Source organism: Aeromonas oralensis, assembly GCF_049665575.1.
GTDB lineage: Bacteria > Pseudomonadota > Gammaproteobacteria > Enterobacterales > Aeromonadaceae > Aeromonas > Aeromonas hydrophila.
This window is the reverse complement of the sequence record NZ_CP187186.1, coordinates 2,799,445-2,826,163: the sequence shown is the minus strand read 5'-3', so window position 1 is coordinate 2,826,163 and position 26,719 is coordinate 2,799,445. Positions and strand designations below refer to the sequence as shown.

Below are 26,719 nucleotides of genomic sequence, written 5' to 3'. Positions count from 1 at the left end.
CGGGCGCCTTTGGTTTTTCCGGCCATTTTTCTTAAAAGTGCCGCCTTTGAGTGACAGCCCACATGGCGGTGGCAGGCTACCATGCCTTCCTCTCTGCTGGAGGACATCATGGATCTAACTCTCACCATCAATCAGCTGTTTGCTGAGTTTGCTACCAAATATGGCTTGCCATCTTTAGCCTTGAATCAGGAAGGCGTTGCGGCATTGTGCTTTGATGACCAGCTAAAGCTTGGTCTGATCCTGGTGCCAGAGCGGGATCATCTGGTTTTGCAGGTTGATGTCGCCGAATTGCATCAGGTTGGCGAAGGTATTTTTCGTCAATTGGCCAGTTTCAACCGCCATTGGTATCAGTTCAATCTGCACTTCGGTTTTGATGACGAAAGTCTGACGGTACAGCTATATCGTCAGATGTCCGCCAGTCAACTGACATTGACAGCCCTTGAAGAGAGTCTGGCCAGTATGCTGGAACATGCCGAGTTCTGGCAGGAGTTACTGCAATCAAGGCATGAGGTCGAGCATGACCATGATGAGATGAGGGGAGTTCGGGTATAGCCATGAAGATACAGGAACAGCAAACAATAACGGTATCGCAGGGCACGCCCCAAGCAAGTGATGGCAGCTTTGCTGGGCGAGCGATGCATGTGCTCCCCATGACCCGCGTTCAGCAGCCCTTGTCGGTATTGTTACGTGGTTCCATTGCTCTCGATCGGGTTCAGGAAATGGCGTTGCAGCGTTTGCAGCAAGGTGAACATTTGCCGCTGTCTGCACGCAAAATAAGGGTCGTATGAGAGCGTTTATTGCGCTGGTGCTGCTGATTGCGCTGAGTGGTTGTGTCACGACACCCGTGTTCAAACCTGCGTTGACACAGGTAAAAGGAGAGGTGCGTCTGGCGGGAACATTGCCTTTCCCGGCCCGGGTGGAGGTCATTGTGTTGAGCGTGATAGATGGTCGTCCTTTGGCGGTGGCTGCAACGGAATATGATGTGACCATGTTGCCACTGGTATTTGAGCTACGTCTGACACCTTTGCAAATGGCGGAGGGGGACTTGTATCTGCGTGCGCGATTGCGTTTCATCGGCAGTTCAGCAGTACAAGCCAGTTATCAGCAAAAAGTTTTTAAGGCATTTAATCTTGGCGGATACATCATTAATCTGCAGTCCAGAACTTGCTATCCATTATGTCAATAATAACGTTGTTCACAAACAATACTGAAATCAGCTGTTTATGGCTCTTATGATTCAACGGTAACGTTTCTTTTTGTAACAAACTATCCCAGCATATAACAGTAACTTAATTTGAATCTCCAAATAACGCATGGCTAGTGTATTGACTCTAATTTGTGGCTGGTTTTCTTGCGTATAGCTGTGTAGGATGCTCCCCCTCATTTCAATGGTGATTAATTAGTTGCTGGTATTGAGATGAATTAATTTAAAAATAAAACGCCAATAATAAGACTCCCAGCAGAAATCCTGTCTTTGCTGAGGCGTCACAGGCACCACACGCAGATTCAGGAAAACGAAAAATATGAAAGGCATTACAACCACAGAGAAGGGCGATATAGCCCAGCTCCAGTGGTGCATGTCTGCTTTTAACGTCATTGAGCATACGCAGGAGGGAATATACATCCTGCTGGAAGGCTCCATGACCTGGCAAGACTGCACCGATACCTACGAGTTATCCGCCAATGAGTTGATGTTCGTACGCCGTGGCAATTATGCGGTTTGTACCGGTGAAGCACCTTGCCACCTGCTTTGGTTACCCCTTTCAAATACCTTTCTGCAAGGCTTCTTGCAACGTTTTGGTTCACTGCTGAGCGACGTGCCCAGAATTGACTCCGTGGCACCCAGTCTGTTGCCATTTTGTGCCTCGCCACTATTGACCCAATGTATTCAGGGTTTACGTGGCTTGACCGAACATGAATACCCGCCGGCATTAGCTCAGCTACGTACTGAGGAGCTGTTGTTTCTATTGGCCTTTGGTGAGTCCGGCCCGCAACTGATGTCGATTTTGCGTCAATTGAGCAACCGCCAGGTTGAACGGTTGCAGCACTTCATGGAAAAGCATTACTTGATGGAGTGGAAACTCAGTGAATTTGCCAAAGAATTTGGCATGGGCTTGACCACATTCAAGGAACTTTTCGGGTCTATTTATGGGGTGTCTCCCCGAGCCTGGATCAGCGAACGGCGTATTCTCTATGCTCATCAGTTATTACTCAATAGCGAGATGAGCATAGTGGATATTGCGATGGAAGCAGGGTTCTCCAGCCAGTCCTATTTCACCCAGAGTTATCGCCGCCGTTTCGGTTGTACGCCAAGTCGTGCCAGACATGGCAAAGATTAACGCCGGACTAAAATAATCTGACGTTTTTTATAAGTCAGGGAAGGGCGTAACGGATAGAATGGTCGTATATCAAAACATTACCCCATTATTGCCCGCAGCAAGATGAGCAAGGCATAGCATGAGTCAGCAAGATCACCACTCTCCCAAACAAGGTCTGTTTGCAGGCCGCCGGGTCACTGTCGTCCAGTCAGCGTCTCTTTGTAAAGACCAGCTGGTTGGCCAGCACTCCGTGCTCAGTTATCAGGATGCCGGTGTGTTGACTGCCCAGCAGATGAGCCTGTTGCAGCGGGTGTTGCCCAGAACCCGTCTTGAGTGTCTGCTGGCATCGGTCTGGTTTCAGCGCCGTGTGGATGTCGCCATGGCCGTGTCACGTCAGGATCTGCAGCGGATCCTGCGGTTGGCTGCGGGTGAGGAGGGTGACTGGATTGCCCAACTGGGGGATAGCATCAATCTGGCAGAGCGGTCGCAGTTATGGCATTGGGTGCTGTATCCCTTGCACCGCTGGTGGGTCCGTCATCAGGAACCCCTCCATGCTAGCTGGGTCAATGAGTTGGCACAGTTGCAGGTCATGCGACGGCAGTTGCATGCCCAGGCCATCTTCTGGCAGACGGTGGTGGATGTGCAGTCTGACATTGAGAGCAAGATTGCAGCCCAGCTGGCACAATTGACCCTGCGTGAACGGGAGCTGCAACAGCTGCAGGCCGAATGTGAAGAGCGACTTCATTTGGCCTGGCCAGCCTGGTATGGGCTGCAGACTGATGAGGGTGACCCGAATGTGCTCATGCCGGTACCGCTCGAGCTGGAGGCATTCTGGCATGCCCTACAGGAGTTACCGCAACAATCCACAGCAGCTCAGATGTTGCACGAGTGGCTTGCTGAAAGAGGGCTGGCCCTTTCTAAGGACCGCTTCTACTGGCAGCCACCGGCCCGCTAGATAACCCGAGGAACTATGCAAAATCTACTTAATCGATTGGCCGAAAAGCTTGGCCAAGGGCCTTTTGTTGCCGACGTTCAGGGCAAATATCATTTGCGACTCGATGGTTATCCTCTGTTTCTGCTACCCAGGCACAACGAACTGCTGCTGAGCACTCCCCTGGCAAGCGCCGTCACGTCTGAAGGTAAATCTCTGGATCCGGCATTGTTGAAACGCCTCTTGCAACAGGTCGTGGCCTGGGGGCGCCATGCGCCCCAGGCTCTGACATTCGATGAGCTCGGTAATCTGCAACTGGAAGCCAGGCTGGAGCTTGACGGGCTTGATGAACACCAGCTGGAAGTCTTTCTGAGCCAGCACATTACCTTGCTGGAGCGGTTGGAGCCCCAGTTGAATGAGGCGGCCTTAGCCCCGGAATGGAGGCAGATGATATGGCATCCGTAAACATGCAATGTCTGCTGCATCCTCTGCTATGGCTCGGTATGGGGATGATGATGTGGTCGCGTCCCTTGCTGGCGCAAGAGCTTGACTGGTTACCCATGCCCTATAGCTACGTGGCGGAAGGGGAAAGCCTGCGTGATGTGCTGGTCAACTTCGGTGCCAACTACGAGGTGTCGGTCGTCGTCAGCGACAAGGTCAATGATCAGGTCAATGGCCAGTTCGAACATGATGAGCCGCAGGCGTTCTTGCAGCAGCTTGCTTCTCTCTACAACCTGGTCTGGTACTACGATGGCAACGTGCTGTACGTGTTCAAGAACAGTGAAGTTCAGTCTCGTCTCATCAAACTGGCACAGACTGGTGCGGCGGAATTGCAGCAAGCCCTGCAGCGCGCCGGGATCTGGGAGGCGCGTTTTGGCTGGCGCCCAGACACAGACAATCGCTTGGTCTATGTTTCCGGCCCCCCCCGCTACCTTGAGCTGGTTGAACAAACGGCCCTGGCGCTGGAGCAACAGTCCCAATTGCGTAGCGAGAAGACGGGACCGCTTGCCATCGAGCTCTTCCCGCTCAAGTACGCTTCTGCGACCGATCGTTCCATTCAGTATCGCGATACGGATGTTGAGGCACCCGGCGTCGCCACCATTCTCTCTCGCTTGCTCAGCGATGCTGGCGTACAGATGGTCAATGGCGAGGGCGCAAAAGGGGGACATCCCATTCAGGGCAGGCAATCGTGCAGGCTGATCCTTCCCTTAATGCCGTGCTGGTGCGCGATGCCCCGGAGCGGATGGCCATGTATGGCAAATTGATTGCTGCACTGGACAAGCCGTCTGCCCGTATTGAAGTGGCGCTCTCCATCATTGATATCAATGCCGAGGATCTCTCCCAGCTGGGGGTAGATTGGCGAGTCGGGATCCGTACCGGCTCCAACCAACAGGTGATTATCAAGACCACCGGCGATCGCAAAGGGATCGAAGGCGGCGCGGCGCTGGGCAGCCTGGTTGATTCCAAGGGGCTCGACTATCTGCTGGCTCGGGTCAATCTGCTGGAGAACCAGGGCAATGCCCAGGTCGTCTCCCGGCCGACACTGCTGACCCAGGAAAACACTCAGGCGGTCATAGACCACAGCGAAACCTACTACGTCAAGATCAGTGGCGAGCGGGTGGCGGAGCTGAAAGGGATCACCTATGGCACCATGTTGAGAATGACGCCCAGAGTGATCCAGCTGGGAGACAGACCGGAAGTGAGTCTTAGCCTGCATATCGAGGATGGTAATCAAAAACCAAACAGCTCGGGTCTGGATGGCATTCCTACCATCAGTCGTACCGTGGTGGATACCATAGCCCGGGTAGGACATGGCCAGAGCCTGCTGATCGGCGGTATCTACCGCGATGAACTGAGCGAGAGCCTGAGCAAAGTGCCTTTTTTGGGCGACATCCCTTACCTGGGCGCCCTGTTTCGCAGCAAAGAGAGTCAGACACGCCGTCAGGTTCGGCTCTTCATCATCGAACCTCGGCTGATCGACGATGGCATCGCTCACTATCTGTCGTTGGGGCATGGCCAGGATCTGCGGGCAGGTGTACTGGGAGTTGACGAAATATCCAACCAGAGTCTCTCTCTTGGCAAGGTACTGGGAGGTGCCCAGTGTCAGCCGTTGGCGGCCGCTCGTGAGGTGCAGCAACTGATGCGCCAGGGAGGCAAGAGTTCTTCTTTGACGCAATGCCAGATGGGCAATGAACTGGGGTGGCGATTGGTCGAGATGGGCAAGGCGCAGAAGTGTACGCCGGCATTAACCTGGTGCGTGCAAGCCGGGGAAGCCCGATGAGCTGGAAATGTCGCATATACCGCGGGTTGAACCACGGCGTTGAAGTGCCCCTGCCGGAGGGGCGCCTGATAATCGGTGCCGATCCGCTGCAAGCCGACCTGGTATTGGTGGACGAGGGCATGGCGCCTGTTCATCTGACGTTGATGGTGACGGCAGAGGGCATCGTACTGCAGGAGTGGGCCGATGGCGTGATACCGACTCAGGATGGGGAAGTGTTGGCTGCTGGGACTTTGCTCAAGGCAACAACCCGGCTTGAAGCGGGCCCGCTGCTCTGGAGTTTTTGTGATAGCAGTTGTTCATTGCCAGAGCAACTTGAGCCACTGACTACCGTGCAGACGGCCCTTCGCCCACCGAAACGGGCTGCGCGTGCCGATGTCTGGATGGGAGGGCTATGCCTGATGCTGATCATCGCCGTGCTGGCCCTGCTAGGGCATGGCTGGTGGCAGGGGAGCAGTGAAAATGATGCGGCACGCCAGGAGCAGGCTCTGAAGCGTTTCCTTGTGGCGCCCGCCTATCAGCAGGTCACGCTGATTAACGATGCCCATGGCATTTGGCAGCTGGCTGGTTATGTCGATGAGAACAGCACGCGACTCGCCCTGCAGCAGTATCTGGAGGGGAACGGTTTCAATTATCGGTTGGACGTTCGCACCATGGAGGATCTGCGTCAGGGGGCCGGTTTCATCTTGCAAAAGCTGGGGTATGAGCGACTCCAGATCCGCAATGGCAAAGAACCTGGCTGGCTGCGGCTAAGTGGTGAGATTGATACGCAGGACCCGAAGTGGAGCACGCTCGATACGCTACTAAGGCAAGAAGTGCCCGGTGTGCTGGGAATTGAGAATCAGGTTCAGGTGGCAGGGGCCTATCGTAAACGACTCGATGACTTGTTGCAGGTGCAGGGGTTGGCCGGGTTGTTGCGAGTGGCTGAAACCAGCGGCCGTATCGAGGTGTCCGGTCAGCTGGACAGTGCCCAGCTTGCCAAGTTTCAACTGGCCCAGCAGCAATTCAAACGCGAGTTCGGTTCCCACCCTGTGCTGGAGCTGGTCAATCAGGAACGGAGCCCACGCCATGATGAGCTGGAGTTTGAGGTTCGCAGTGTCTCGTTTGGCCGGATACCTTACGTGACCCTGACGGATAACCAGCGTTATCCCATTGGAGGGGCGACTGTCAACGGGGTTCGCGTATTAGCGATTCGTCCTGATGCCGTGGTGGTCAGCAAGGGCAAACAGCAATACATCGTCAAGTTAAAAGGAGTCGAGCGTCATGATGACCAATTTGGAAACGCGACTGTCCGGCGCTGATCCGGTATTTGCCCGCGAGCTGCATGCGCAGCTTGTCCAGGCGCTGGGTGACGTGAAGCGGCAACTGCTGCGTGGGGGTACCCAGCAGCAGTATCAGCTGTGGCAACAGGAAGCCGACGCCATCGAGGCGGGGCTCAAGATTATTGGCAAGATAGAGGAGCATAACCATGGCTGATTACTTTAAGTATGCGGACGGTACTACTAACACTCTCGATCAGGTTGCATCGAACCTTTCCGGGCAGGCTAATGACGCCAACACCGAGGTCAACAAGGCCATTGAGGCGATGAAAACCAATCCGGACAACCCGGCGTTGCTTGCCGAGCTGCAGCACAAGATCAACAAATGGTCGGTTATCTACAACATCAACTCCACTGTGACGCGGGCAATGAAAGACTTGATGCAGGGCATTTTACAGAAGATCTGATGATGAACCTCCAACTCAAAAAACAACTAGCAGAACTGGCCCTGGCTGGTACAGGTCATCATTGCCACCACGAGGCCGCATCCATTGCCGACTGGCTGGTGCAAGAGGAGTGCATGGCCGAATGCGTCACGTTGGTCCGCCTCTCATCCTTGATGAATCAAGGGGATTATCAGAGTGCACTGCTGCTGGAAAACTCGCACCACTCTGCGGATGTTGAACCCTGGTTCGCCCTGTGTGAATGGCGGCTCGGCATGCATGATGAGCTGGTATTGCGGTTGGCAAGGCTGGAAGCGAGCGGTCAGCCCTCCCTGTGTCAGTTTGCGGCCGGCTTGCGTGAGCAGATGGCATTATGAAGATTGAAGGCAGCGAGCATCCGCCTCAAAGCGGATTTACCGATACCGAACCACTTCCCAGACAACAGGTTCAACATCAATTTGAACGGCTGCTGGCAAAAGCAGATGAGCCTACCCTGTTAAGTCGCTGGCAGCAGGGGGCCGGGCTTGAGAGTCTGCTCGAGGGTGCTTCGCCTTCTGCCCAGCGGGACCTGCTCTGGCATATCCATCAGCAGGGAGGAGAGCATGCCCAGGCGGTTGGCAAGCAACTGTTCCAGCCTGTCACCGAGAGGTTGGTGGCACATTTTTCCGGCCGTCAGCTGCCTGTCGTTGCTGCCATTGACCAGCCTGAGCTACGCGCACTGATGCGAGAGTTTGATCCACTGTCATCACGGCGGGAGAAGGTGCTGTTAAATGTGATGGCAGATATCAAGAAGGCTGCCAACGGTGCTCAGGCTGACCTGGCATATCTCGAGGAGTTAGCTCGTCGTGAGCTGATGACGTTGCTCCCGCTTAACGGCGTGGTGAACAACCTGATGCGGCATTCACACAAACTTGATCTGGAGGCGTGATGGAAATTACCCAGTCAGCCCAGGCGGTCGTGACCAGCCTGGATGAGTTGAAAACGGCGGACACAGCCTCTTCCCAAATTACCAGCTTTGAACAGGCGATGAGCGCTCCATCTCAGGGCATAGGCGGTTCTTTGCTTGGTGAGCTGGGGGAAATAAAGCAGCAGTTTGTGGAGGCCAAGGAGAGCCTGCGGGCCGAGCTGTCGACGCCGGGAGACGATCCCAACAGCCTGATGCAGATGCAGTGGGCGCTGATGCGTATCACCATGCAGGAAGAGCTGATTGCCAAGACAGTTGGCAAGATGAGCCAGAACGTAGAAACCCTGTTGAAGACCCAGTGAGGTAGTGTGAAGAGATCGATGCTGATGGGGGTGTTGTGCACCTCACTGCTGCTAGGTGGTTGCAAAGTGGAGCTCTATACCGGAGTCAGTCAGAAAGAAGGTAATGAAATGCTGGCGTTGCTGCGTACCGAGGGGATCTCCTCAGACAAGCAACCGGACAAGGATGGCAATATCAAGTTGTTGGTGGAGGAGTCCGATGTAGCGCAAGCCATTGAGGCACTCAAGCGCAAGGGCTACCCGCGGGAGAGTTTCTCCACCTTGCAGGATGTATTTCCCAAGGATGGCCTCATCTCTTCGCCTACCGAAGAGCGGGCGAGGCTCAACTACGCCAAAGCCCAGGAAATTTCCCACACCCTCTCGGAAATCGATGGCGTATTGGTCGCGAGAGTACACGTGGTGCTGCCAGAGGGAAATGAAGGGATCAGCAAGAAACCCTCACCCGCTTCGGCATCCGTTTTCATCAAGCATGCCGCCGACATCCAGCTGGACAGCTATATTCCGCAGATCAAGCAGCTGGTCAACAACAGCATTGAGGGGCTGGCTTACGATCGGATCAGCGTAGTGCTGGTACCCTCGGCCGATATTCGCCAGATGCCTCTGGTATCGCGAAATACCAGCCTCTTCTCCATCGAGGTGAGTGAGTCGTCGAAGTGGCGGCTGGCAGGTCTGATTGCCCTGTTGTTGATGCTGGTCGTGACCACCAATCTGGCCCAGTACATGTGGCACCGGAGCCGGAGTCGTTGATGACGGTAGGCCTGACACCTTATCAATTACGCTTCTGTCCGGCAGCCTATCTTGATGACGGCCATTTTCCCGATTCATGGCGCGGGCTGCAGGACGCACTGCCTGACTGGCGTACCCACCCCGCCGTTAATGAAGCGCTGCTTGAGGAGCTGGCCTTGGAGATTACCTATGAGTCGCCCCCATCCCTTGGCGGCTTGGCGTTGTTCCCCCAGTCTGAGCTCGCGAGTACCTTGTCACACCTTGGCGCCGTGTTGCATGGGGAGGCCATTCGTCATTGTCTGCAGGGGACCACGCTGCGCCATATCATCGGCTTGTTGGGGGAAGAGGGGCACAGGAGTCTGCTGTCCCAGCTTGATCTGTTGATCGGTCCCTGGCCTACAGGCTGGCAGCAGCCGTTGCCGCTTGAACTAAATGGTTCTTATCTGGAAGCGGCCGGCTTGCAATTCTGGTTGGCAGCGGCGGGAAATGCTGAACCTGGCTGGGCTCGCAGGCTTGCCTTGCGTCTTCCTCCATCTATCTCCGTACCATCCTGGCATCTGGCGAGTGAGTCTTTGCCACTGGCTCGGGCGCTCTGTCTTAAAATCGCCAAACAGGTCACACCACAATGCTGCCATTTGTTGAAATAAAGAGTGAACACCTGCAACTGGAGCCTGGTCAGCGGATCCTGCGCAGTCAGGATTACCAATCCTATCTGAGTGCCCAGGCACTGGTTGAGGCGGCCAGGGAACAGGCGGCCGAGATTGTGCAGGAAGCTCGTACCGTGTACGAGCAGCAGCGCGAGCTTGGTTGGCAAGCTGGCATGGAGCAGGCTCGCCGTGAACAGGCGGTGTTGATCCACCAGACCCAACTGCAGTGCCAAGAGTACTATCGTACTGTAGAACAGCAGATGAGCGAGGTGGTGTTGCAAGCCGTGCGCAAGATCCTGCATGATTATGACCAGGTTGCGTTGACCCTCAAGGTAGTGCGCGAGGCACTCTCGTTGGTGAGCAACCAGAAACAGGTCACTGTGCGGGTGCACCCTGAGCAAGTCACGGCGGTACGGGATCAAATCGCCAGGGTACACAAGGATTTCCCGGAGATCGGTTATCTGGATATTTCCGCTGATGCCCGGCTCGATCAGGGGGGATGTATCCTGGAAACCGAAGTGGGGATCATTGATGCCAGTCTGGATGGCCAGCTGGAGGCACTGTCACGGGCCATTTCCATGACGCTTGAGCGGGGCGACCATCCTGCGCATTAATCCGCACCATGTCAGGTAATTTGGGCCACAGTGCATATGTCACTTTGCTGCCGCTGTTGTAGGCGCCAGAGGATGCGGCCCAGTCCGGACTGGCAATCTATTTGTGTGAAAATAACCGTTGATGATGGGGCTGATCTCCTCCGTCATCTTCAGAAAAAGCCCGCGGCAACCTGGTTGCCGCGGGCTTTTTGCTATCCGGCCGCCGGTGTTTTCGGGTTATGGCGTCGTGGTGGATGGCGGCGGCTGGTATTTGCCGAGTACTAGCAGGGTGAGCAGGCAGCAGGCGGCGCCGGCGTAGAAGGTGAAGGCGGGGCCCAGATGGTCCCACGGCAGGCCGGCCAGCAGGCTGGCCAGCAACATGGCGAGGCCGCAGACGAGGTTGAAGAAGCCAAACGCGCTGCCGCGCAGATCCGCCGGGGCCGTGGCGGCCACCATGGCAGCCAGCAGCCCTTGGGTCATTCCCATGTGAATGCCCCACAGCATCATCCCTGCCAGCAGCACGCTCCAGTGGGTGCTGGCCGCCAGCACCAGGTCGGCGGCAATCAGTACCAACACCCCCCAGATCAGCAGGGGGCGGTGGCTCATGCGATCTGCGCGCTGACCGACACGAAGAAGATCACGGCAAAGATGGCCGTGCTCACCAGATAACCGAGTTCCATCGACATGGAGACGGCGTCACCCCCTGTCTCCCCCAGGGTGGTCGCCAGAATCTTGATGACCCAGAACGCCAGGGTGATCTCTGGCACCAGGCTGATTGCTGCGCTGCTGCTGTTGTGCATGTTAACCCTCTCTCGCATCTGTCATGTGACGAGGACTCGTCAGGGAACAGCCTCGCCGAGCAGTCTTAAGCAAAACTCAAGGACGAGCGGTCGTCTGAGAAAGAGTGGTGCGAGCGCCAGGCGGGGAGATGAATCGTATGTGTGTGGCTGTTTTTTGAGCGGTCAAATAACACGGGTATCTTAATTTTTCCTTAAGTATCGTCGGCTAGGCTGTCGGTTTGCTGATGATTGTTGATATAAATCACATTATTGATGATGTTTGAAAATAGTATATTTGGTGTTTTCAGCACGCTGTTACTATCCGGCGCCAAATATCGGCGTGTCGACTCTGGTTCGGCTATTTCGACGTGTAATAAAGAAGCGTAACAGGGAGATATGCATGCCTTCTTTTCTTAGAATAAGAATTGTTCCATTTATTTTGTTGTTGGCATTTATCTTTGCCTTCTTGCTCAACTGGCCAGTCCTGCTGCATTTTTATGAGATATTGACGCAGCTTGAGCATTTTAAAATCGGATTTGCCATCTCCATTCCCATCGTATTGGTCGCGGCATTGAACTTTGTATTCATGCCATTTTCTGTGCGTTATTTCATCAAGCCTTTCTTTGCCTTTCTGTTTATCACCGGTGCCATTGCCAGCTACACCATGATGAAATACAAGGTGCTGTTTGATGGCGACATGATCCAGAACATCTTTGAGACCAACCAGAGCGAGGCTTACTCCTACCTGAGCGTGCCCATCGTGGTCTGGGTATTGCTGGCCGGGGTACTGCCAGCGGTACTGCTGTTCTTCGTCAAGATAGAGTATCCGGCCAAATGGTATCAGGGCCTGTTGCAGCGCGGCCTCTCCATGCTGGCCTCGCTGGTGGTATTGGGGCTCATCGCCGCAGCCTACTATCAGGACTATGCCTCGGTCGGGCGCAACAACCAGACCCTGAACCGGGAGATCACGCCGGCCAACTACATGTACAGCACCACCAAGTATCTCTACAAACGCTATCTGGCGGAGCCGGTGCCGTTCCAGCGCATGGGTGACGACGCCAAGCGGGTGGCCGGCAAGGAGAAGCCGACCATGATGTTCCTGGTGGTGGGGGAGACGGCGCGCGGCAAGAACTTCTCCATGAACGGCTATCACAAGGAGACCAACCCCTTCACCAGCAAGCAGGCGGGGATCATCTCCTTCAACGACGTGCGCTCCTGCGGCACGGCGACGGCTGTCTCGGTGCCCTGCATGTTCTCCAACATGGGGCGCAACCAGTTCGACGGCAACCAGGCCCGCAACAGCGAAGGGCTGCTGGATGTGCTGCAAAAGAGCGGTATCTCCATCTTCTGGAAGGAGAATGACGGCGGCTGCAAGGGGGTGTGCGATCGGGTGCCGAACATGGTGGTCAAGCCCAAGGATCACCCCAAGTTCTGCGACAAGAACACCTGCTATGACGAGGTGGTGCTGGAGGGGCTGGACGACGAGCTGGCCGGCATGAAGGGGGACAAGCTGGTGGGCTTCCACCTCATCGGCAGCCATGGCCCGACCTATTACAAACGTTATCCGGGGTCACATCGCCATTTCCTGCCGGATTGCCAGCGCAGCGATATCGAAAACTGCACCGATCAGGAGCTGGAGAATACCTACGACAACACCATTCGCTACACCGATTTTGTGATTGCCAGCATGATCGAACGGCTGAAAAAATATGAAGACAAATACAACACGGCGCTGATCTATATTTCCGACCATGGCGAGTCACTGGGGGCATTGGGGCTTTATCTGCACGGCACCCCTTACAAATTTGCACCGGATGATCAGACCCGGGTGCCCATGCAGGTATGGATGTCGCCCGGTTTCTCCAAAGAGAAGGGAATGAATCTCGACTGTCTGCAGCAAAAGGCAGCCAATACCCGTTATTCCCACGACAACCTGTTCTCGTCCATGCTGGGGATCTGGGATGTGAATACGGCGGTATATGACCAGCAGCTGGATATCTTCAGTCAGTGTCGCAGCGTGCAGTAACGCCATATTGAGATAAAGGGGAGCCAGGCTCCCCTTTTTATTTAGGCTCAGTCTATTGATGACCCATGAGCGGCTTGCCAACCTGACCAGATGGGTCGGGTAAACCCTGTTATCTGGTGTATGATGTCTCTGCTCATTAATTGTACGGTGCGCCCACGGGATGTGGCTAGGCTGACCGCCAGGGTAAGCGGTGAATTAATCTGCCGGCAGCTGAGTAATTTTATTTCGAGAGCAAGGCTCGTCTTTTGCAAAAAAGTCGATATAAAGTGGGATGCCATGCTGGGCGGGAGCATTTTCCGGGCAGCCAGGGCCAAACCGGCCATGTCATCCGTGCCGACCGTTCGCCGCCCATGGCCCATAAAACATCTATTTGAAGGCCAAGGCACGAAGGAGTGCGAGCTGCGCTTCTCGCTGCCAGTGGCCACGTTCAGCAACGTGACGCGCATGGCCATGGCCTCGCGTCGGTAGGGATCGGCAATGCGGCGTCATCTGTTTATCTGGTTAGGCCCGTTATGTAGCTTGTTGTTGTTGGGGGCGGCGCTGGCCGTGCTCTATCGTTTGACTCACCTCTGGCACTGGCACGACATCCGGCTGGCCATCTGGTCTTTGCCGCGCCGCTGCTGGGCGGTGCCCTGTTGCTGACCCTGCTCAGCTATGCCTGCCTCTGCTGCTACGACATGCTGGCAGTGCACGCCCTCGGCAAGCGGCTGCCCTGGCAGCAGGTGGGGGTCACCTCGTTCATCGCCTACACCTTTTCCAACACTCTGGGTTTCGCCCTGCTGACCGGCTCGTCGGTGCGCTATCGCATCTACTCGTCGTTGGGGCTCGGCACCGGAGAAGTGGCCAGGATCATCGTCTTCTGCTCGGTGACCTTCTTCCTCGGCCTGCTGGCCTGGGGGGGCACGGCCCTGCTGGTGGGGCAGGCCACCACCTTGCTGCCGGACTGGCCGCTGTGGGCAGATCAGCTGCTCAACGTGGCGGGCGCTCTGGCGCTCTTGGCGGTGCTTGGCTATCTGTTCTGGCCAAAGCCTGCGCTGGTCTGGCGTGGTCACGAGCTGGTGTTGCCGGTCTTCAGAACCCGGCTGCTGCAACTGCTGGTGGCGCTGCTGGACTGGATGGCTGCGGCCGCCGTGCTCTATGTGCTGCTGCCAGCGGACAGCGTCTCCTATCCGGTGCTGCTCAGTGCCTTCGTGCTGGCCAGCTTCCTCGGGGTGCTGGCCCATGTGCCAGGCGGGATCGGGGTGTTCGAGGCGAGCATGAGCCTGCTGCTGGCCAAATACCTGCCGGTGGACAAGCTCTTGGCCTCCCTGCTGCTCTATCGCTGCATCTACTATGTGCTGCCTTTCCTGTGTGCTCTGCTGCTGTTCACCAGCCAGGAGCTGTTGCAGCAGAAGGCGCGCTGGAGCCGGTTGCAGGGCATCATGACCGCAGTACGGGAGTTCCTGCCGGCGCTGATCAGCCTGGGGGCGTTCGCGGCGGGCAGCCTGCTGCTCTGCTCGGGGATGATCCCCACCATGCGCGGGCGCATCGAGATGTTCCTGCAGGTATTGCCGCTGCACCTGCTGGAGCTCTCTCATGTGCTTGGCAGCGTCAGCGGCGTGCTGCTGATCCTGCTGGCCCGCAGCCTCTACCGGCGCCACGATGCGGCGTTTCGCATCACCCAGCTGCTGCTGGGGCTGGGGATGATCTTCTCCCTGCTCAAGGGGTTCGACTGGGAGTCGGCCCTGCTGCTCGGGCTGTTCCTGCTCATTATCACTCCCTGCCGGTCACTGTTCTATCGCAAGGGCTCCCTGCTGCACGCCCAGTTCACCCCGGGCTGGCTCATCTCGGTGGGGGCCGTGCTGCTGGGGGCGCTCTGGCTGCTGCTCTTCTCCTACCGCCAGGTGGAGTATGACCACGCCCTCTGGTTCCACTTCTCGCCCCATGGCGCCGCCTCCCGCGGCTTGCGGGCCATGGGCAGCGTGGTGGCCGTGCTGGCCGTGGTCGGGGTAGCCCAGCTGCTGGCGCCGCTGCGGGTCTCCGGGCGCAAGCCGGGGCCGGAGGAGCTGGCCCGTGCCCATGCCCTGGTGCTGCGCGAGGGGGGCGGTCATGGCTACCTGGCCCAGCTTGGCGACAAGTCGCTGCTGTTTCATCCCGGCGGCGAGGCGTTTTTGATGTACGGCGTCGAGGGCAATGGCTGGATCGTGATGGGGGATCCCATCGGTCAGCCTGAGCTTATCGAGGAGCTGCTCTGGCAGTTTCGCGAGCTGTGCGATCAGCACGATGCCAGCCCGGTGTTCTACCAGGTGTCGGCCCGCTACCTGCCGCTCTATCTCGAGCTGGGGCTGATCCCGTTCAAGCTGGGGGAGGAGGCCATCGTCGATCTGGCGGCCTTCGAGCTGGCCGGCAGCCGGCTGCGAAACCTGCGCCAGAGTCATGCCAAGGGCAAGCGGGAGGGGTTGTCGTTCGAGGTGGTGGCGCCTGAATGCGTGCCTGCACTGTTGCCACGCCTCAAGGAGGTGTCGGACACCTGGCTGCAGAGCAAGCAGGGCAAGGAGAAGGGCTTCTCGGTGGGCAGTTTCGAGCCCGCCTACCTCAGCCTGAGCCCAGCCGCGCTGGTGCGTCACGAGGGGCAGATCGTCGGCTTTGCCAACCTCTGGGTCAGCGACAACAAGGAGAGCCTCTCCATCGACCTGATGCGCTACAGCCTGGACACGGGCACGGCGCCCATCATGGACTTCCTGTTCGTCGAGCTGCTGCTGTGGGGCAAGGCCGAGGGCTATGCCAGTTTCAACCTTGGCATGGCGCCCATGTCCGGTTTCAACGATCACCCCCTGAGCGGCTACTGGACCCGGCTTGGCAATACCATCTTCACCCGGGGCAGCCGTTTCTACAATTTCCAGGGGCTCAGACGCTACAAGGAGAAGTTCTCGCCGGACTGGGAGCCGCGCTACCTGCTCTGTACCAGCAAGCTGGTGCTGCCGAGGGTGCTGACCAACCTGATATCCCTGATCAGCCGAGGCCCGTTCGGGCTCATCAAAAAATAGGAGTCGGCCATGAAAATCCTGTTATTGCTGCTGGCGTGCTGCGCCTTTTCGCTCTCTGCCGCGCCGGTGAAAGAGGAGTTGGGGCTGGTGGAGCTGCCGGTGGCGCAAGCCTCAAGCGCCCCCATGGTGGTGTTCATGAGCGGTGACGGCGGCTGGGCGGCGCTGGACAAGGGCCTCAGCGCCCAGCTGCAGCAGCACGGCATGCCGGTGGTGGGCTGGAGCTCGCTCACCTACTACTGGAAGAAGAAGGATCCAGAGCAGGTCACCGCCGATCTGGTGCGGATCCTGGATGATTACCAGTCCCGCTGGGGGCGCCAGCGCTGGCTGCTGGTGGGCTTCTCCTTCGGTGCCGAGATAGTGCCCTTCGTCATCAACCGGTTGCCCGAACCTTATCGCCAGAGCCTGATCGGGGCCGTGATGCTCTCCCCCTCGACCGCCTCCGATTTCGAGATCCATGTCAGCGACATGGTGACCCACGACAAGGCGGGCAGCTATCCCACCCAGCCCGAGGTCAATGCCATCCACACCTTGCCGATGCTCTGCGTGCAGGGGGCGGATGACGACTCGCCGGTACGGCTCTGTCCCCGTCTGCAGCAGCCCAACGTGACCACAGTGACCCTGCCCGGTTCGCACCATTTCGAAGATGACTACCCGGTGCTGTTCAAGGCCATTGCCAGCCATCTGTCACTGCAATAAATATCGCGCAAAGGCAGGAAATATTGATTTGAATCAATGATTATTTCCTGCCGACCCGATCCGTTTTCACCCCGTCAGAATCTTTTTGAATTGACCTTTACAGGTGCTGATTGCTTCCCAACACTCTACTGAGCAACAGCGTAAAAGTGGGGGCTACATGCGCGAACAAAAAGGCCATCTTGTTGATCAGGAAGTGGATTTCGCAGCTGATGAGCAGCTGGTGTCCACCACGGATCTGCGGGGCGTGATCACCTACGCCAATGACAACTTCTGCCGGGTCGCTGGTTACAGCCGGGCCGAGCTGGTGGGGCAGCACCACAACATGGTGCGCCATCCCGACATGCCCAAGGCGGCATTCGCCGACTTGTGGGGCAAACTCAAGCAGGGCCAGCCATGGCGCGGCATGGTGAAGAACCGCTGCCAGGACGGTCGCTATTACTGGGTGGATGCCTACGTCACCCCCATCTTCGAGCAGGGCAAGATCAGCGGTTACCAGTCGGTGCGCTGCCGCGCCGATCCGCAGATGAAGCAGATCGCTGCCCGTACCTATGCACGGCTGCGGGCGGCGGAGCAGGGCGGCGGCAAGCCCAGAATTTCGCTGGCGCGGCTGCGCCACGGGATAGCCGTGGCCGGGTTGCTGGCGCTGGGCTGGCTCGGCACCGTGCAACTGGGCGGCTGGGCCGCGCTTTACATGGCGCTGCCGCTGATCTTGCTGGGGCTGCTCTATCGCCACGAACTCATCACCACCCCCCGTTATCTGCAGCAACTGGCCGGCGAGTACGACAGCCTGACCCGGCTCATCTACTCGGGGCAGGAGCCAAGCGCCATCGCCGACTTCCACATCAAGCTGCTGCAGGCCCGTATTCGCACCGTGCTTGGCCGGGTGGATGATGCCACTCACGCCTTGCAGGATCTGGCGGTACATCTGAAGAGCGCCTCCAGCGAGGCCAGCTCGGACATCGCCGAGCAGGATGCCCAGACCCAGCAGATGGCGGCTGCCATCACCGAGATGGCGAGTACGGCCCAGGAGATCGCCCGCAACATCCAGGATACCAACAGCCAGATTGCCGAAGCCAAGGCTCACTGCCAGCATACGGATCAGCAGTTGATCGAGACCGAGCACAAGATCACCGATCTGGCGAAGGAGGCGGAGCACGCCTTTGCCTCGGCGGTAGCGCTGGCCAGCGAGTCGGATCGTATCGGGGTGCTGATGGGGGAAATCCAGGGCATCGCCGATCAGACCAACCTGCTGGCGCTCAACGCCGCCATCGAGGCAGCCCGGGCCGGCGAACAGGGGCGCGGTTTTGCGGTGGTGGCGGACGAGGTGCGCACCTTGTCTACCCGCACCCACAAGGCGACCGAACAGATCCAGAGCAGCATCGGCCAGATCCAGCGCACCCTGAACGGCTGGAAGGGGATGATGCAGAACAACCTGCAACAGACCCAGGCCTGCGTAGAGATGACGCGAATGGGGTCGGACAGCCTGCATCAGGTGCTGGCGGAGATCGAGCTGGTGATGGACTTCTCGGCCCAGATCTCGGCGGCGGCGGAACAGCAGCAGGCGGTGGTGGAAGACATCAGCCAGAACGTCAACCTCATCTCCCAGCACTCCCATGCCAACAGCAGCAAGATGCAGGATGTGGACGAGTCGAGCGAGATCCTGCTGACCAAGGCCAGACAGCTCAAATCCCTGGGGCAGACCTTCGGCTAGCCGCCGCTGCTATCCATACAACAAGGCCACCTGCGGGTGGCCTTGTACTGTCGGGGACTTGGGGTCAGCCTGGGGGCGCTGCCAGCGGAGCCCCCTTGTCCTGGTACATGGCGCGATCGGCCTGGATCAGCCACTGTTCCGCGCGCCAGCCCGGCTGGTACTGGCTGATACCGACGCTGATGCCGACCGCCAGCGGGACTCCTTCCACCTCGAATGGCGACTGCATGGTGACCCTGATCTGCTCGGCAATGGCGTCGGCCTGCGTCTGATCATGGCCCGGCAACAGCAGCACGAACTCGTCGCCGGCCAGCCTGGCGAAGAAGTGCTGTGGCCCGAGGCTGCGGCTGATCCGCTCCGCCAGCTGGCAGAGGAGGGCATCGCCGTGGCTGTGGCCGAAGTTGTCGTTGACCTGTTTGAAGTCGTCGAGATCGCAAAACAGCAGGCAGCCGGGGGTCGGGCCCTTGACCTGGGCATCGAGCCGCTCCATCAGGCTCAGCCGGTTGGGCAGGCCGGTGAGCGGGTCGCGGCGGGCGAGCTGCCAGATCTCCTCCTCCCGCTGGCGGCGCAAGGCGATTTCGCGATTGAGCCGCTGGTTGCACATCAATAGATAGAGGGCCAGCAGCAGGATCAGCACGCTGGCCGCCAGGCTCAGCAGGAACCAGGGGCGCCAGAAGATCCACTGCTCGGAAGGGGCCTGATAGAGAAATTCGTGCAAGGAGACCGGCTTGGACACCAGCCCGATCTCGACCAGCTGTTGCATGATGTGGGTCATGCGATCGGGATTCATATACCCGATCTCCACATAGAGCGGCTGGATCATCTCCTTGCTTACCTGTAGCTCGTACTCCATGTGGGCCTGACTGCGGTTGACGCCATACTCCTTGCGCAGCAGGGCGATGGCCTCCTGCGGGTGGGCGAGGGCGTAGCGCCAGCCCGCCAGGCTCGCGGCCCGAAACCGGGCCACCCGATCCGGATGGGTGCGCTCCTGCACCTGGGTGGTGAACAGGATGTCGCTGTAGAAATCGATGCCGTAGTTGCGCGGATTGATGACGGAGACGGGGATGCCGCGCTCTTCCAGATAGAAGGGCTCGTTGCTGAGGTAGGCGTTGAAGATGTCGACCCGGCCTTCGATGAGATCCTCGATGTTGACCGAGGTGGGCAACGGGATGAGTTGACGCTCACTCAGCCCCTGGTAGAAGAGGGTGGCCAGCAGTTCGGCGTCCTGATGGGCCGAAAACATCATGATCCGTTTGCCACGCATGTCGTCAACGGTGAGAATGCCGCTGTCACGGCGAGCCAGAAAGATGGACGGGGAGTGCTGATAGACGCTGGCAAGCGCCAACAGCGGCTGGCCGCTGGCGTAACTGGTCAGTACCTCGGTGTTGCCGACCCCGAAGTCGGCCCGCCCGCTCAGCACCTCTTCTACCGGACTGATGTCCTTGCCGCCGGGCCGTATCTCGACGTCCAGCCCGGCACTGGCATAAAAGCCCTTGGCCTTGGCCATGTGATAGCCAACGAACTGGGGCTGATGCAGCCAGCGCAGCTGGAGTACGACCCGCTCCGGCGCCTCAAGATTGGATTCGCTGGCCCGCAGGGGAACAGCATGACTGATGCCAATCAGCAGCAGCCAAAGCAAGTATCTCTTCATCCGTGCGAGTCTTGTTCTGAGTGTTCATGGGGTGCGACCCCGCAGGGTCATGTTCTTGTAATGAAAAATATTCTAAAGGGTTATTGATGTACCGGATACTAGCGCAGCACAAAGATTTCATGGTTATCAACAAGGGGCCCGGGCTTGGCATGCATGATGAGACCGACGAGGTTGGCCTGCTCCATCCGGGGCTGGTCAGCCGGGTCAAGGCCGACACCGGTCTGCAGCTCTATCCGGTGCATCGGCTCGACAAAATGACCTCCGGGCTGGTGCTCTTGGCGCACACCACCGAGGCCAACCGTGCCCTCAGCATGGCCTTTGCCGCGCGGGAGGTGAGCAAGCAGTATCTGGCCCTCTCCGATCGCAAGCCCAAGAAGAAGCAGGGCTGGGTGAAGGGGGACATGCAGAAGGGGCGGGGCGGCAGCTGGATGCTGACCCGCACACTCGACAACCCCGCCATCAGCTGGTTCGACTCCGTGTCGGTACGCGAGGGGCTGCGCCTTTATCGCATCAAGCCTCAAACCGGCAAGACCCACCAGATCCGGGTGGCCTTGAAGAGCGTGGGGGCGCCGATCCTCGGGGATGAGCGCTACGGCGGCACGGCGGCCGATCGCGGCTATCTGCATGCCTGGCGCCTCGCCTTCACCCTGGCGGGGGAGGCGTTCGACTTTGTCTGCCCGCCCGACGAAGGCACGCTGTTTGTGCTGCCCGAGTTGCACGCCGCCATTGCGGGGCTGGCCGAATGAAGGGGGTGACAGTGCCAGGCGTACCGGATCTGCCCGCCAGCGGCTGGATCCTGGCGGATTTTGACGACACCCTGGCGCCGGATGACAGCCATGCCGGGCTGCTGCGTTTCATCCTGCGCCGCCGCATCTGGCCGCTGCTGCTGTGGCCGGTGATGGCGCTGGGCGGGTTGGTCTATCTGCTGCCAAGCCAGCGTCGGCGCGGCATTTCATTGATCTGGTGGGCCATCACCCTCGGGCTGTCGCCGCTGGGGTGGCGACGCCTGGTGCGGGCCTATTGCCGTACCCGTCCTGGGCTGTTTCGTGAGGCGCGCGCCCTGCTGCTGGCCGAAGGGCAGCGCTGCTGGGTGCTCTCCGCCAGCCCCCGCGCCCTGGTGCGGGGCCAGCTGCATCAGCAACTGCCCGGCCGCCTGCCCCATCGCATTCTGGGTTCGCGGATGCACTATCGCCTCGGCGGCCTGATGCCGCGTTTTTACTGTCACGGTCGCCACAAGATCCAGCCCGGGATCCAGGCCCTCGGCGCCACCCTGGCCCTGAGCGACAGCCTGCACGACTTGCCATTGCTGGCAGAGGGCCAGGCGGCCTGGCTCATCAATCCCACTCCGGCGCGGCTGCAACAAGCGAGGCAGACATTGCCCCGCATCGAGCCCAGATACTGGTCCCTGTAAGGCAAAGCTGACAGCCTTGCGGGGCGCCACCGAGCGCGCCACAAGGCTGCGGCCTAAATGTCACAATCTATTTACATCTTTTGGCCATCCCCCTCGGCAAACTATCTGAACGCCGCCTCTTCTCTTCCGCCGCGCTGCCACCTCTAATGAAACAAGTTGTTAACAATGCCGGTGGCGGCTGCCCGCAGCGCCCCGGTGTTACCCTCTTCGTTATCAGTCAATCGCAAGGAGCGCATCATGACGACCACTTCTTCTGCCCGTACTCACACCATCAATCCGCTTGGCACCGATGGTTTCGAATTCGTCGAGTACACGGCGCCGGATGCCAAAGGGATTGCCGCCCTCAAGGCGCTGTTCGTCTCGCTGGGCTTTGCCGAGGTGGCGCAGCACAAGCACAAGCAGTGCTGGCTCTACCGCCAGGGGGACATCAACTTCGTTGTCAATGCCGAGCCCCACTCCCAGGCCGAGCAGTTTGCCAGCCTGCACGGGCCGAGCGTCTGCGGCATGGCGTTTCGGGTGAGCGATGCAGGCAAGGCCCAGCAGTACGCCATCGGCAAGGGTGCCAAGCCGTTCGTCGGCAAGATTGGCCCCATGGAGCTCAACATCCCCGCTATCTACGGCATCGGCGAGAGCACCCTCTCCTTTGTCGATCGCTACGGCGACAAGGGCTCCATCTATGACGTGGACTTCGTCTTTTATCCCGACTGGCAGGCGCGCATGGCCGAGGTGGATGCCGGGTTGTACGAGATTGACCACCTGACCCACAACGTGCAGCGCGGCAACATGGATGTCTGGTCCAATTTCTACGAACGGATCGGCAACTTTCGCGAGATCCGCTACTTCGACATCGAGGGCAAGCTGACCGGGCTCCATTCCCGTGCCATGACAGCCCCCTGCGGCAAAATTCGCATCCCCATCAACGAATCTTCCGACGACAAGTCCCAGATCGAGGAGTACCTGCGCCAGTACAAGGGGGAGGGGATCCAGCACATCGCCATGGCGTCGAGCGACATCTACCACACCATCCGTACCCTGCGTGGCCGTGGCACCGGCTTTATGCCGACCCCGGACACCTACTACGAGAAGGTGGACAGCCGGGTTGAGGGGCACCAGGAGGATCTGGCGGCGCTCAAAGAGCTGCGCATCCTCATCGACGGCTCCCCCACCAAGGACGGCATCCTGCTGCAGATCTTCACCGACACCGTGATCGGCCCGGTGTTCTTCGAGATCATCCAGCGCAAGGGCAATGAAGGCTTTGGCGAGGGCAACTTCCAGGCACTGTTCGAATCCATCGAGCTGGATCAGATCCGTCGCGGGGTGCTCAATGATGCGTAACGGGAACCGTCACACGCGAGTTGGTTGTCAAGCAAGGGAGGTTGGCGATGCGCAACTGGATTAACTTTCCCCACCGGGAGGGGACACACTCCCGTCAGGCTCATGCCGACCTGCCCGAGCAGGCCATCTATGAGCGTGAACTGGGCCGCTCCGGCTTTTTTGGGCCGGCCACCCACATGCACCACAAGCATGCCCCCACCGACTGGGTCAACTGGGAGGGGCCGCTGCGCCCGCGCCTGTTCGATCTCAACGCCCTCGGCGAAGAGGTGAGCTCCCTCTCCCCCTGGGTGATGCCGGATATTCTGAGCAACCCCCACTGCCGTTACCGCATCTGGCGCCTGCATGAGCCCATGCCGTTTCTGGTGCGCAACGCCGATGGCGACGAGCTTCTGTTCATCCACGAGGGGAGCGGCGAGTTCTATTGCGACTACGGTCACCTGACCCTGCGCGATGGCGATTACCTGGTGATCCCCCGCGGCACCATGTGGCGCATCGAGCCGACGGCGCCCCTGTTCATCCTGATGATCGAGGCGACCAACGACAGCTACCAGTTGCCGGACAAGGGGCTGGTGGGCAATCACGCCATCTTCGATCCCGCAGCGCTGGACGTACCGGCCATCAACGAGCGCTTCCGGGCCCAGCAGGATGAGAACCCCTGGTCGCTGCAGGTGAAGCGTCACAACCAGGTCTCGGTCATCACCTGGCCGTTCAATCCGCTGGATGCGCAAGGGTGGCACGGGGATCTCTGCGTGGTACGCCTCAACTGGCGTGACATCCGCCCGCTGATGAGCCATCGCTACCACCTGCCGCCCTCGGCTCACTCCACCTTCGTGGCGAGCCGGTTCGTGGTCTGCACCTTCGTGCCGCGCCCCATCGAGAGCGATCCCGGCGCTCTCAAGGTGCCCTTCTACCACAGCAACGACGACTACGACGAGGTGCTCTTCTACCACGCCGGGGATTTCTTCAGCCGGGACAACATCGAGCGAGGCATGGTCACCTTCCATCCCGCCGGTTTTACCCACGGCCCCCATCCCAAGGCGTTTGCTGCGGGTCAGGCCTACGCCAAGAAGTTCACCGACGAGGTGGCGGTGATGCTCGATACCCGCGATGCGCTCAACGTTGGCAGCCTGTGTGACGGGGTGGAAAACCCGCGTTACGTCACCAGCTGGTTGCGCCCGGAACTCACGCCAGCCACGAACGGCAAATAAAAGGAATCCCTATGAAACTGGCAACCCTGAACAATGGCAAGCGGGACGGCGCCCTGGTGGTGGTGAGTCGCGATCTGAGCCGCGCGGTGCGCGTGCCGCAGCTGGCCGCCACCCTGCAGGCGGCCCTCGACGAGTGGGCCGAACTTGCGCCCAAACTGACCGCCGTCTATCAGCAGCTCAACGATGGCGCCTGCGCCGACGCCTTCCCGTTCGACGAGACGGCCTGTCTCTCCCCGCTGCCGCGCGCCTACCAGTGGGCCGACGGCAGCGCCTATGTCAACCATGTGGAGCTGGTGCGCAAGGCCCGCGGCGCCGAGATGCCAGAAAGCTTCTGGCACGATCCCCTGATGTATCAGGGGGGCTCGGATAGCTTCCTGCCGCCGCGGGGTTCCATCCCGATGGGGTCGGAGGAGTGGGGCATAGATTTCGAGTCGGAGATCGCCGTCATCACCGATGACGTGCCGATGGGCACCAGCCCGCAGGCGGCTGCCGGCCACATCAAGCTGCTGATGCTGGTCAACGACGTGAGCCTGCGCAACCTCATCCCGGGGGAGCTGGCCAAAGGCTTTGGCTTCTTCCAGTCCAAGCCCTCCAGCAGTTTCTCGCCGCTGGCCATCACCCCGGACGAGCTGGGGGATGACTGGCGCGACGGCAAGGTGCACCTGCCCCTCGAAACCCACCTCAACGGCGCCCTGTTCGGGGCCCCCGACGCCGGGGTGGACATGACCTTCAACTTTTATGAGCTGATCGCCCATGCCGCCAAGACCCGGCCGCTCGGGGCGGGCTGCATCATCGGCTCGGGGACTGTCTCCAACTACGACCGAAGCCGCGGCTCATCCTGCCTCGCCGAGCTGCGAATGCTGGAAATTATCGAGTCAGGTCAAGCCACTACACCCTTTCTGCGCTTTGGTGATACAGTGTCCATCGCGATGCAGGATCGCAACGGGATGAGTCTGTTTGGCACCATTTTGCAGCGGGTCACGCCGGCGGGGGCCAGTCAGACGAAGTGAGGGGCCAGCATGGATACGAGGCCGGCTGGTGAGCGGCAGGTGCCCTTGCACCTGCCAACACAGGGACAGATTATGTTGCAGTTGTTTGGATATTGGCGTTCATCGGCAAGTTATCGGGTACGGATCGTGATGCAGCTCAAGGGGCTCGATTATGAGCAGCATCCGGTCAATCTGCGGCAGGGCGAGCAGCGCGAGAAGGCCTATCGCCGGCTCAACCCCCAGGGGCTGGTGCCGTTTCTGGTGGATGGCGAGGTGCAGGTGGGTCAGTCGGTGGCCATCATGGAGTACCTCGACGAAACCTACCCCGCCCACCCGCTGATGCCCTCTGCCCCGCAGGAGCGTGCCCGGGTACGCCAGATCGTCAACATGATCGCCTGCGACATCCACCCCCTCAACAACCTGCGGGTGCTCAACTATCTGGAGCAGTCGCTGGGGCAGGGCAAGGCACACCGCGACGAGTGGTATCGCCACTGGATTGACGAAACCTTCGCCGCGCTGGAGCAGCTGCTGATGACCACCGCCGGCATCTATTGCGTCGGCAACGAGGTGACCCTGGCGGACTGCATGCTGGTGCCCCAGGTCTACAACGCCCGCCGCTACGACATGTCGCTGGAAGACTACCCCACCATCAATCGCATCGTCTCCAACTGCGAGCAGTTGCAGGCGTTTATCAAGGCCGCGCCAGAGCAGCAGCCGGATGCCCAGCCCTGAGGCTGCGCCCTCCTGCCAGGTTCCAATTATCGAGCCCCGCACGGTCAGCCGACCGTGCGGGGCTTTGATATCAGGGGCTCACTAGCCGTGGGTGGTCTTGGGCTGGAAGAAGGCGATGAACTTGCCGAATTTCTCCCCGTCGTAGCTGTCACCCTTCTCCAGCAGCCCGGTGTTGAAGGATTCCAGCAGCTTGCCCTTGGCATCCAGCACATAGAAGTGGGGCACCCCCAGATACTCGGGATAATCCTTGAGGAAGGACTCGTTCTTGTTCTGTTTGCTGACGTTCACCTTGACCACCACGAAGGTGCGGTTGAGCTGACTGGCAAGATCGGGTTGTTGGTCCAGAAAGTGGTTCATCTCCTGGCACCAGCTGCACCACTCGCCGCCCACCAGCAGCAGGACTTTCTTGCCCTCGGCACTGGCCTTGGCGGTGGCGGCGGCGAGATCGCGGGCCGGGTCCCGCTGCTCGTCATAGCCCTGGCTGTAATCGGGCAGGGTCTGGCTCCAGAGGTGGCCGGCGCTGTACGCCTCGCCATGAAACAGGGCGGTGCCAAGCACCAGCGGCAATAGCAGTCGGTTCATCACGTGCTCCTTGTGTTGTTGTGGTTGCTTCCAAGCCGCAACAATGTGACACGAGCGAGCCCGGCCGCCAAGGGCGAGATGGGCGCTTGTTATGCAAAAAGCGGGAATGGGTCGGCGG

26 protein-coding genes and 4 pseudogenes are annotated in these 26,719 nt (G+C 59.2%); 26 read left to right on the top strand and 4 right to left on the bottom strand.

The features are described 5' to 3' along the window. The first annotated feature begins 108 nt into the window (after positions 1-108). From ACPDZI_RS13140 to ACPDZI_RS13065, 16 genes and pseudogenes are all read left to right on the top strand, one after another. On the top strand, positions 109-552 hold the full coding sequence (locus ACPDZI_RS13140) for a type III secretion system chaperone (RefSeq protein WP_146061195.1): 444 nt from the start codon (positions 109-111) through the stop codon (positions 550-552). A 2-nt stretch (positions 553-554) separates the two neighbouring features. Beyond that, a complete protein-coding gene (locus ACPDZI_RS13135; protein WP_438833267.1) occupies positions 555-788 on the top strand; it encodes a T3SS regulon translocated regulator ExsE family protein in 234 nt (77 codons plus the stop codon). Further along, positions 785-1,186: a YscW family type III secretion system pilotin gene (locus ACPDZI_RS13130; protein ID WP_438833266.1), complete on the top strand. Its 402-nt coding sequence runs from the start codon at positions 785-787 to the stop codon at positions 1,184-1,186. Before ACPDZI_RS13135 ends, ACPDZI_RS13130 begins: the two co-directional genes overlap by 4 nt. A gap of 337 nt (positions 1,187-1,523) precedes the next feature. Beyond that, complete coding sequence (locus ACPDZI_RS13125) at positions 1,524-2,339, top strand: helix-turn-helix transcriptional regulator (protein ID WP_207137778.1); 816 nt, start codon at positions 1,524-1,526, stop codon at positions 2,337-2,339. A gap of 118 nt (positions 2,340-2,457) precedes the next feature. Then, positions 2,458-3,273, top strand: coding sequence for a T3SS regulon anti-activator ExsD domain-containing protein (locus ACPDZI_RS13120; protein ID WP_438833265.1), 816 nt, complete (start codon positions 2,458-2,460; stop codon positions 3,271-3,273). A gap of 15 nt (positions 3,274-3,288) precedes the next feature. Then, positions 3,289-3,714 (top strand): YscB family type III secretion system chaperone, encoded by a 426-nt coding sequence (locus tag ACPDZI_RS13115; RefSeq protein ID WP_438378048.1) that lies wholly within the window; start codon positions 3,289-3,291, stop codon positions 3,712-3,714. Beyond that, a pseudogene (gene sctC, locus ACPDZI_RS13110) lies at positions 3,687-5,530 on the top strand (type III secretion system outer membrane ring subunit SctC). Before ACPDZI_RS13115 ends, sctC begins: the two are co-directional and overlap by 28 nt. Next, positions 5,527-6,828, top strand: a complete 1,302-nt coding sequence (gene sctD, locus ACPDZI_RS13105) for a type III secretion system inner membrane ring subunit SctD (protein WP_438833264.1) — start codon at positions 5,527-5,529, stop codon at positions 6,826-6,828. Before sctC ends, sctD begins: the two are co-directional and overlap by 4 nt. Further along, on the top strand, positions 6,791-7,003 hold the full coding sequence (locus ACPDZI_RS13100) for an EscE/YscE/SsaE family type III secretion system needle protein co-chaperone (protein WP_331415015.1): 213 nt from the start codon (positions 6,791-6,793) through the stop codon (positions 7,001-7,003). Before sctD ends, ACPDZI_RS13100 begins: the two co-directional genes overlap by 38 nt. Further along, a complete protein-coding gene (gene ascF / locus ACPDZI_RS13095; RefSeq protein WP_040065226.1) occupies positions 6,996-7,253 on the top strand; it encodes a type III secretion system needle filament protein AscF in 258 nt (85 codons plus the stop codon). Before ACPDZI_RS13100 ends, ascF begins: the two co-directional genes overlap by 8 nt. Then, complete coding sequence (locus ACPDZI_RS13090; protein WP_207137773.1) at positions 7,253-7,606, top strand: YscG family type III secretion system chaperone; 354 nt, start codon at positions 7,253-7,255, stop codon at positions 7,604-7,606. The genes ascF and ACPDZI_RS13090 overlap by 1 nt, the downstream gene beginning before the upstream one ends. Continuing rightward, positions 7,603-8,157: a YopR family T3SS polymerization control protein gene (locus ACPDZI_RS13085; RefSeq protein WP_438833263.1), complete on the top strand. Its 555-nt coding sequence runs from the start codon at positions 7,603-7,605 to the stop codon at positions 8,155-8,157. The genes ACPDZI_RS13090 and ACPDZI_RS13085 overlap by 4 nt, the downstream gene beginning before the upstream one ends. Next, positions 8,157-8,495: a type III secretion system inner rod subunit SctI gene (sctI, locus tag ACPDZI_RS13080; protein ID WP_146061203.1), complete on the top strand. Its 339-nt coding sequence runs from the start codon at positions 8,157-8,159 to the stop codon at positions 8,493-8,495. Before ACPDZI_RS13085 ends, sctI begins: the two co-directional genes overlap by 1 nt. A gap of 6 nt (positions 8,496-8,501) precedes the next feature. Next, positions 8,502-9,239: a type III secretion system inner membrane ring lipoprotein SctJ gene (gene sctJ / locus ACPDZI_RS13075; protein WP_269150197.1), complete on the top strand. Its 738-nt coding sequence runs from the start codon at positions 8,502-8,504 to the stop codon at positions 9,237-9,239. Continuing rightward, on the top strand, positions 9,239-9,865 hold the full coding sequence (locus tag ACPDZI_RS13070) for a SctK family type III secretion system sorting platform protein (protein WP_438833262.1): 627 nt from the start codon (positions 9,239-9,241) through the stop codon (positions 9,863-9,865). The genes sctJ and ACPDZI_RS13070 overlap by 1 nt, the downstream gene beginning before the upstream one ends. Then, positions 9,844-10,479: an HrpE/YscL family type III secretion apparatus protein gene (locus tag ACPDZI_RS13065; protein WP_103828103.1), complete on the top strand. Its 636-nt coding sequence runs from the start codon at positions 9,844-9,846 to the stop codon at positions 10,477-10,479. The genes ACPDZI_RS13070 and ACPDZI_RS13065 overlap by 22 nt, the downstream gene beginning before the upstream one ends. Before the next feature lie 216 nt (positions 10,480-10,695). Here ACPDZI_RS13065 and ACPDZI_RS13060 read toward each other — a convergent pair. Continuing rightward, positions 10,696-11,082, bottom strand: a pseudogene (locus ACPDZI_RS13060) (MFS transporter); the annotation flags it as partial. Continuing rightward, positions 11,064-11,258 (bottom strand): annotated as a pseudogene (locus tag ACPDZI_RS13055) (hypothetical protein); the annotation flags it as partial. The pseudogenes ACPDZI_RS13060 and ACPDZI_RS13055, both read right to left, overlap by 19 nt. 379 nt (positions 11,259-11,637) lie before the next feature. On the opposite strand from ACPDZI_RS13055, the gene ACPDZI_RS13050 reads away from it, so the two are divergent. The 4 genes and pseudogenes from ACPDZI_RS13050 (at position 11,638) to ACPDZI_RS13035 (ending at position 18,696) form a co-directional block, all read left to right on the top strand. Next, positions 11,638-13,263, top strand: coding sequence for an MCR-3-related phosphoethanolamine--lipid A transferase (locus tag ACPDZI_RS13050; protein WP_101150900.1), 1,626 nt, complete (start codon positions 11,638-11,640; stop codon positions 13,261-13,263). A gap of 477 nt (positions 13,264-13,740) precedes the next feature. Next, positions 13,741-16,289, top strand: a pseudogene (gene mprF / locus ACPDZI_RS13045) (bifunctional lysylphosphatidylglycerol flippase/synthetase MprF). Positions 16,290-16,298: 9 nt separating this feature from the next. Next, on the top strand, positions 16,299-16,985 hold the full coding sequence (locus ACPDZI_RS13040) for an AcvB/VirJ family lysyl-phosphatidylglycerol hydrolase (protein ID WP_323944357.1): 687 nt from the start codon (positions 16,299-16,301) through the stop codon (positions 16,983-16,985). 157 nt (positions 16,986-17,142) lie between these two features. Beyond that, positions 17,143-18,696: a methyl-accepting chemotaxis protein gene (locus tag ACPDZI_RS13035; protein ID WP_323933314.1), complete on the top strand. Its 1,554-nt coding sequence runs from the start codon at positions 17,143-17,145 to the stop codon at positions 18,694-18,696. A gap of 64 nt (positions 18,697-18,760) precedes the next feature. On the opposite strand, the gene ACPDZI_RS13030 is transcribed toward ACPDZI_RS13035, so the two are convergent. Next, positions 18,761-20,344 carry an ABC transporter substrate-binding protein gene (locus ACPDZI_RS13030; protein WP_438833261.1) on the bottom strand — a complete coding sequence of 528 codons (1,584 nt, stop codon included), beginning with the start codon at positions 20,342-20,344 and terminating at the stop codon, positions 18,761-18,763. Between the two features lie 86 nt (positions 20,345-20,430). On the opposite strand from ACPDZI_RS13030, the gene ACPDZI_RS13025 reads away from it, so the two are divergent. From ACPDZI_RS13025 to maiA, 6 genes are all read left to right on the top strand, one after another. Further along, positions 20,431-21,090 (top strand): TIGR01621 family pseudouridine synthase, encoded by a 660-nt coding sequence (locus ACPDZI_RS13025; RefSeq protein ID WP_263678300.1) that lies wholly within the window; start codon positions 20,431-20,433, stop codon positions 21,088-21,090. Next, complete coding sequence (locus ACPDZI_RS13020) at positions 21,087-21,755, top strand: HAD family hydrolase (RefSeq protein WP_438833260.1); 669 nt, start codon at positions 21,087-21,089, stop codon at positions 21,753-21,755. The genes ACPDZI_RS13025 and ACPDZI_RS13020 overlap by 4 nt, the downstream gene beginning before the upstream one ends. A 237-nt stretch (positions 21,756-21,992) precedes the next feature. Then, positions 21,993-23,090: a 4-hydroxyphenylpyruvate dioxygenase gene (hppD, locus tag ACPDZI_RS13015; RefSeq protein ID WP_017408053.1), complete on the top strand. Its 1,098-nt coding sequence runs from the start codon at positions 21,993-21,995 to the stop codon at positions 23,088-23,090. Positions 23,091-23,137: 47 nt separating this feature from the next. Next, positions 23,138-24,298, top strand: a complete 1,161-nt coding sequence (locus tag ACPDZI_RS13010) for a homogentisate 1,2-dioxygenase (protein ID WP_438833259.1) — start codon at positions 23,138-23,140, stop codon at positions 24,296-24,298. Positions 24,299-24,309: 11 nt separating this feature from the next. Then, positions 24,310-25,308: a fumarylacetoacetate hydrolase family protein gene (locus ACPDZI_RS13005; RefSeq protein ID WP_171280734.1), complete on the top strand. Its 999-nt coding sequence runs from the start codon at positions 24,310-24,312 to the stop codon at positions 25,306-25,308. 72 nt (positions 25,309-25,380) lie between these two features. After that, positions 25,381-26,019 (top strand): maleylacetoacetate isomerase, encoded by a 639-nt coding sequence (maiA, locus tag ACPDZI_RS13000; RefSeq protein ID WP_331415027.1) that lies wholly within the window; start codon positions 25,381-25,383, stop codon positions 26,017-26,019. 81 nt (positions 26,020-26,100) lie between these two features. Here the strand turns inward: maiA and ACPDZI_RS12995 are convergent, their stop codons facing one another. Continuing rightward, on the bottom strand, positions 26,101-26,601 hold the full coding sequence (locus ACPDZI_RS12995; protein ID WP_438833258.1) for a thioredoxin family protein: 501 nt from the start codon (positions 26,599-26,601) through the stop codon (positions 26,101-26,103). Between the last annotated feature and the right edge of the window lie 118 nt (positions 26,602-26,719).

Coding starts and splice junctions, on each gene's coding strand:
- ACPDZI_RS13035 (WP_323933314.1), top strand. CDS start 17,143: ATGCGCGAACAAAAAGGCCATCTTGTTGATCAGGAAGTGGATTTCGCA.
- maiA (WP_331415027.1), top strand. CDS start 25,381: ATGTTGCAGTTGTTTGGATATTGGCGTTCATCGGCAAGTTATCGGGTA.
- hppD (WP_017408053.1), top strand. CDS start 21,993: ATGACGACCACTTCTTCTGCCCGTACTCACACCATCAATCCGCTTGGC.
- ACPDZI_RS13065 (WP_103828103.1), top strand. CDS start 9,844: ATGCTGCCATTTGTTGAAATAAAGAGTGAACACCTGCAACTGGAGCCT.
- ACPDZI_RS13085 (WP_438833263.1), top strand. CDS start 7,603: ATGAAGATTGAAGGCAGCGAGCATCCGCCTCAAAGCGGATTTACCGAT.
- ACPDZI_RS13070 (WP_438833262.1), top strand. CDS start 9,239: ATGACGGTAGGCCTGACACCTTATCAATTACGCTTCTGTCCGGCAGCC.
- ACPDZI_RS13020 (WP_438833260.1), top strand. CDS start 21,087: ATGAAGGGGGTGACAGTGCCAGGCGTACCGGATCTGCCCGCCAGCGGC.
- ACPDZI_RS13120 (WP_438833265.1), top strand. CDS start 2,458: ATGAGTCAGCAAGATCACCACTCTCCCAAACAAGGTCTGTTTGCAGGC.
- ACPDZI_RS13010 (WP_438833259.1), top strand. CDS start 23,138: ATGCGCAACTGGATTAACTTTCCCCACCGGGAGGGGACACACTCCCGT.
- ACPDZI_RS13040 (WP_323944357.1), top strand. CDS start 16,299: ATGAAAATCCTGTTATTGCTGCTGGCGTGCTGCGCCTTTTCGCTCTCT.
- ACPDZI_RS13050 (WP_101150900.1), top strand. CDS start 11,638: ATGCCTTCTTTTCTTAGAATAAGAATTGTTCCATTTATTTTGTTGTTG.
- ACPDZI_RS13135 (WP_438833267.1), top strand. CDS start 555: ATGAAGATACAGGAACAGCAAACAATAACGGTATCGCAGGGCACGCCC.
- ACPDZI_RS13030 (WP_438833261.1), bottom strand. CDS start 20,344: ATGAAGAGATACTTGCTTTGGCTGCTGCTGATTGGCATCAGTCATGCT.
- ACPDZI_RS13115 (WP_438378048.1), top strand. CDS start 3,289: ATGCAAAATCTACTTAATCGATTGGCCGAAAAGCTTGGCCAAGGGCCT.
- ACPDZI_RS13090 (WP_207137773.1), top strand. CDS start 7,253: ATGATGAACCTCCAACTCAAAAAACAACTAGCAGAACTGGCCCTGGCT.
- sctD (WP_438833264.1), top strand. CDS start 5,527: ATGAGCTGGAAATGTCGCATATACCGCGGGTTGAACCACGGCGTTGAA.
- ACPDZI_RS13130 (WP_438833266.1), top strand. CDS start 785: ATGAGAGCGTTTATTGCGCTGGTGCTGCTGATTGCGCTGAGTGGTTGT.
- ascF (WP_040065226.1), top strand. CDS start 6,996: ATGGCTGATTACTTTAAGTATGCGGACGGTACTACTAACACTCTCGAT.
- ACPDZI_RS13100 (WP_331415015.1), top strand. CDS start 6,791: ATGATGACCAATTTGGAAACGCGACTGTCCGGCGCTGATCCGGTATTT.
- sctI (WP_146061203.1), top strand. CDS start 8,157: ATGGAAATTACCCAGTCAGCCCAGGCGGTCGTGACCAGCCTGGATGAG.
- ACPDZI_RS13025 (WP_263678300.1), top strand. CDS start 20,431: ATGTACCGGATACTAGCGCAGCACAAAGATTTCATGGTTATCAACAAG.
- ACPDZI_RS13005 (WP_171280734.1), top strand. CDS start 24,310: ATGAAACTGGCAACCCTGAACAATGGCAAGCGGGACGGCGCCCTGGTG.
- ACPDZI_RS12995 (WP_438833258.1), bottom strand. CDS start 26,601: ATGAACCGACTGCTATTGCCGCTGGTGCTTGGCACCGCCCTGTTTCAT.
- ACPDZI_RS13125 (WP_207137778.1), top strand. CDS start 1,524: ATGAAAGGCATTACAACCACAGAGAAGGGCGATATAGCCCAGCTCCAG.
- ACPDZI_RS13140 (WP_146061195.1), top strand. CDS start 109: ATGGATCTAACTCTCACCATCAATCAGCTGTTTGCTGAGTTTGCTACC.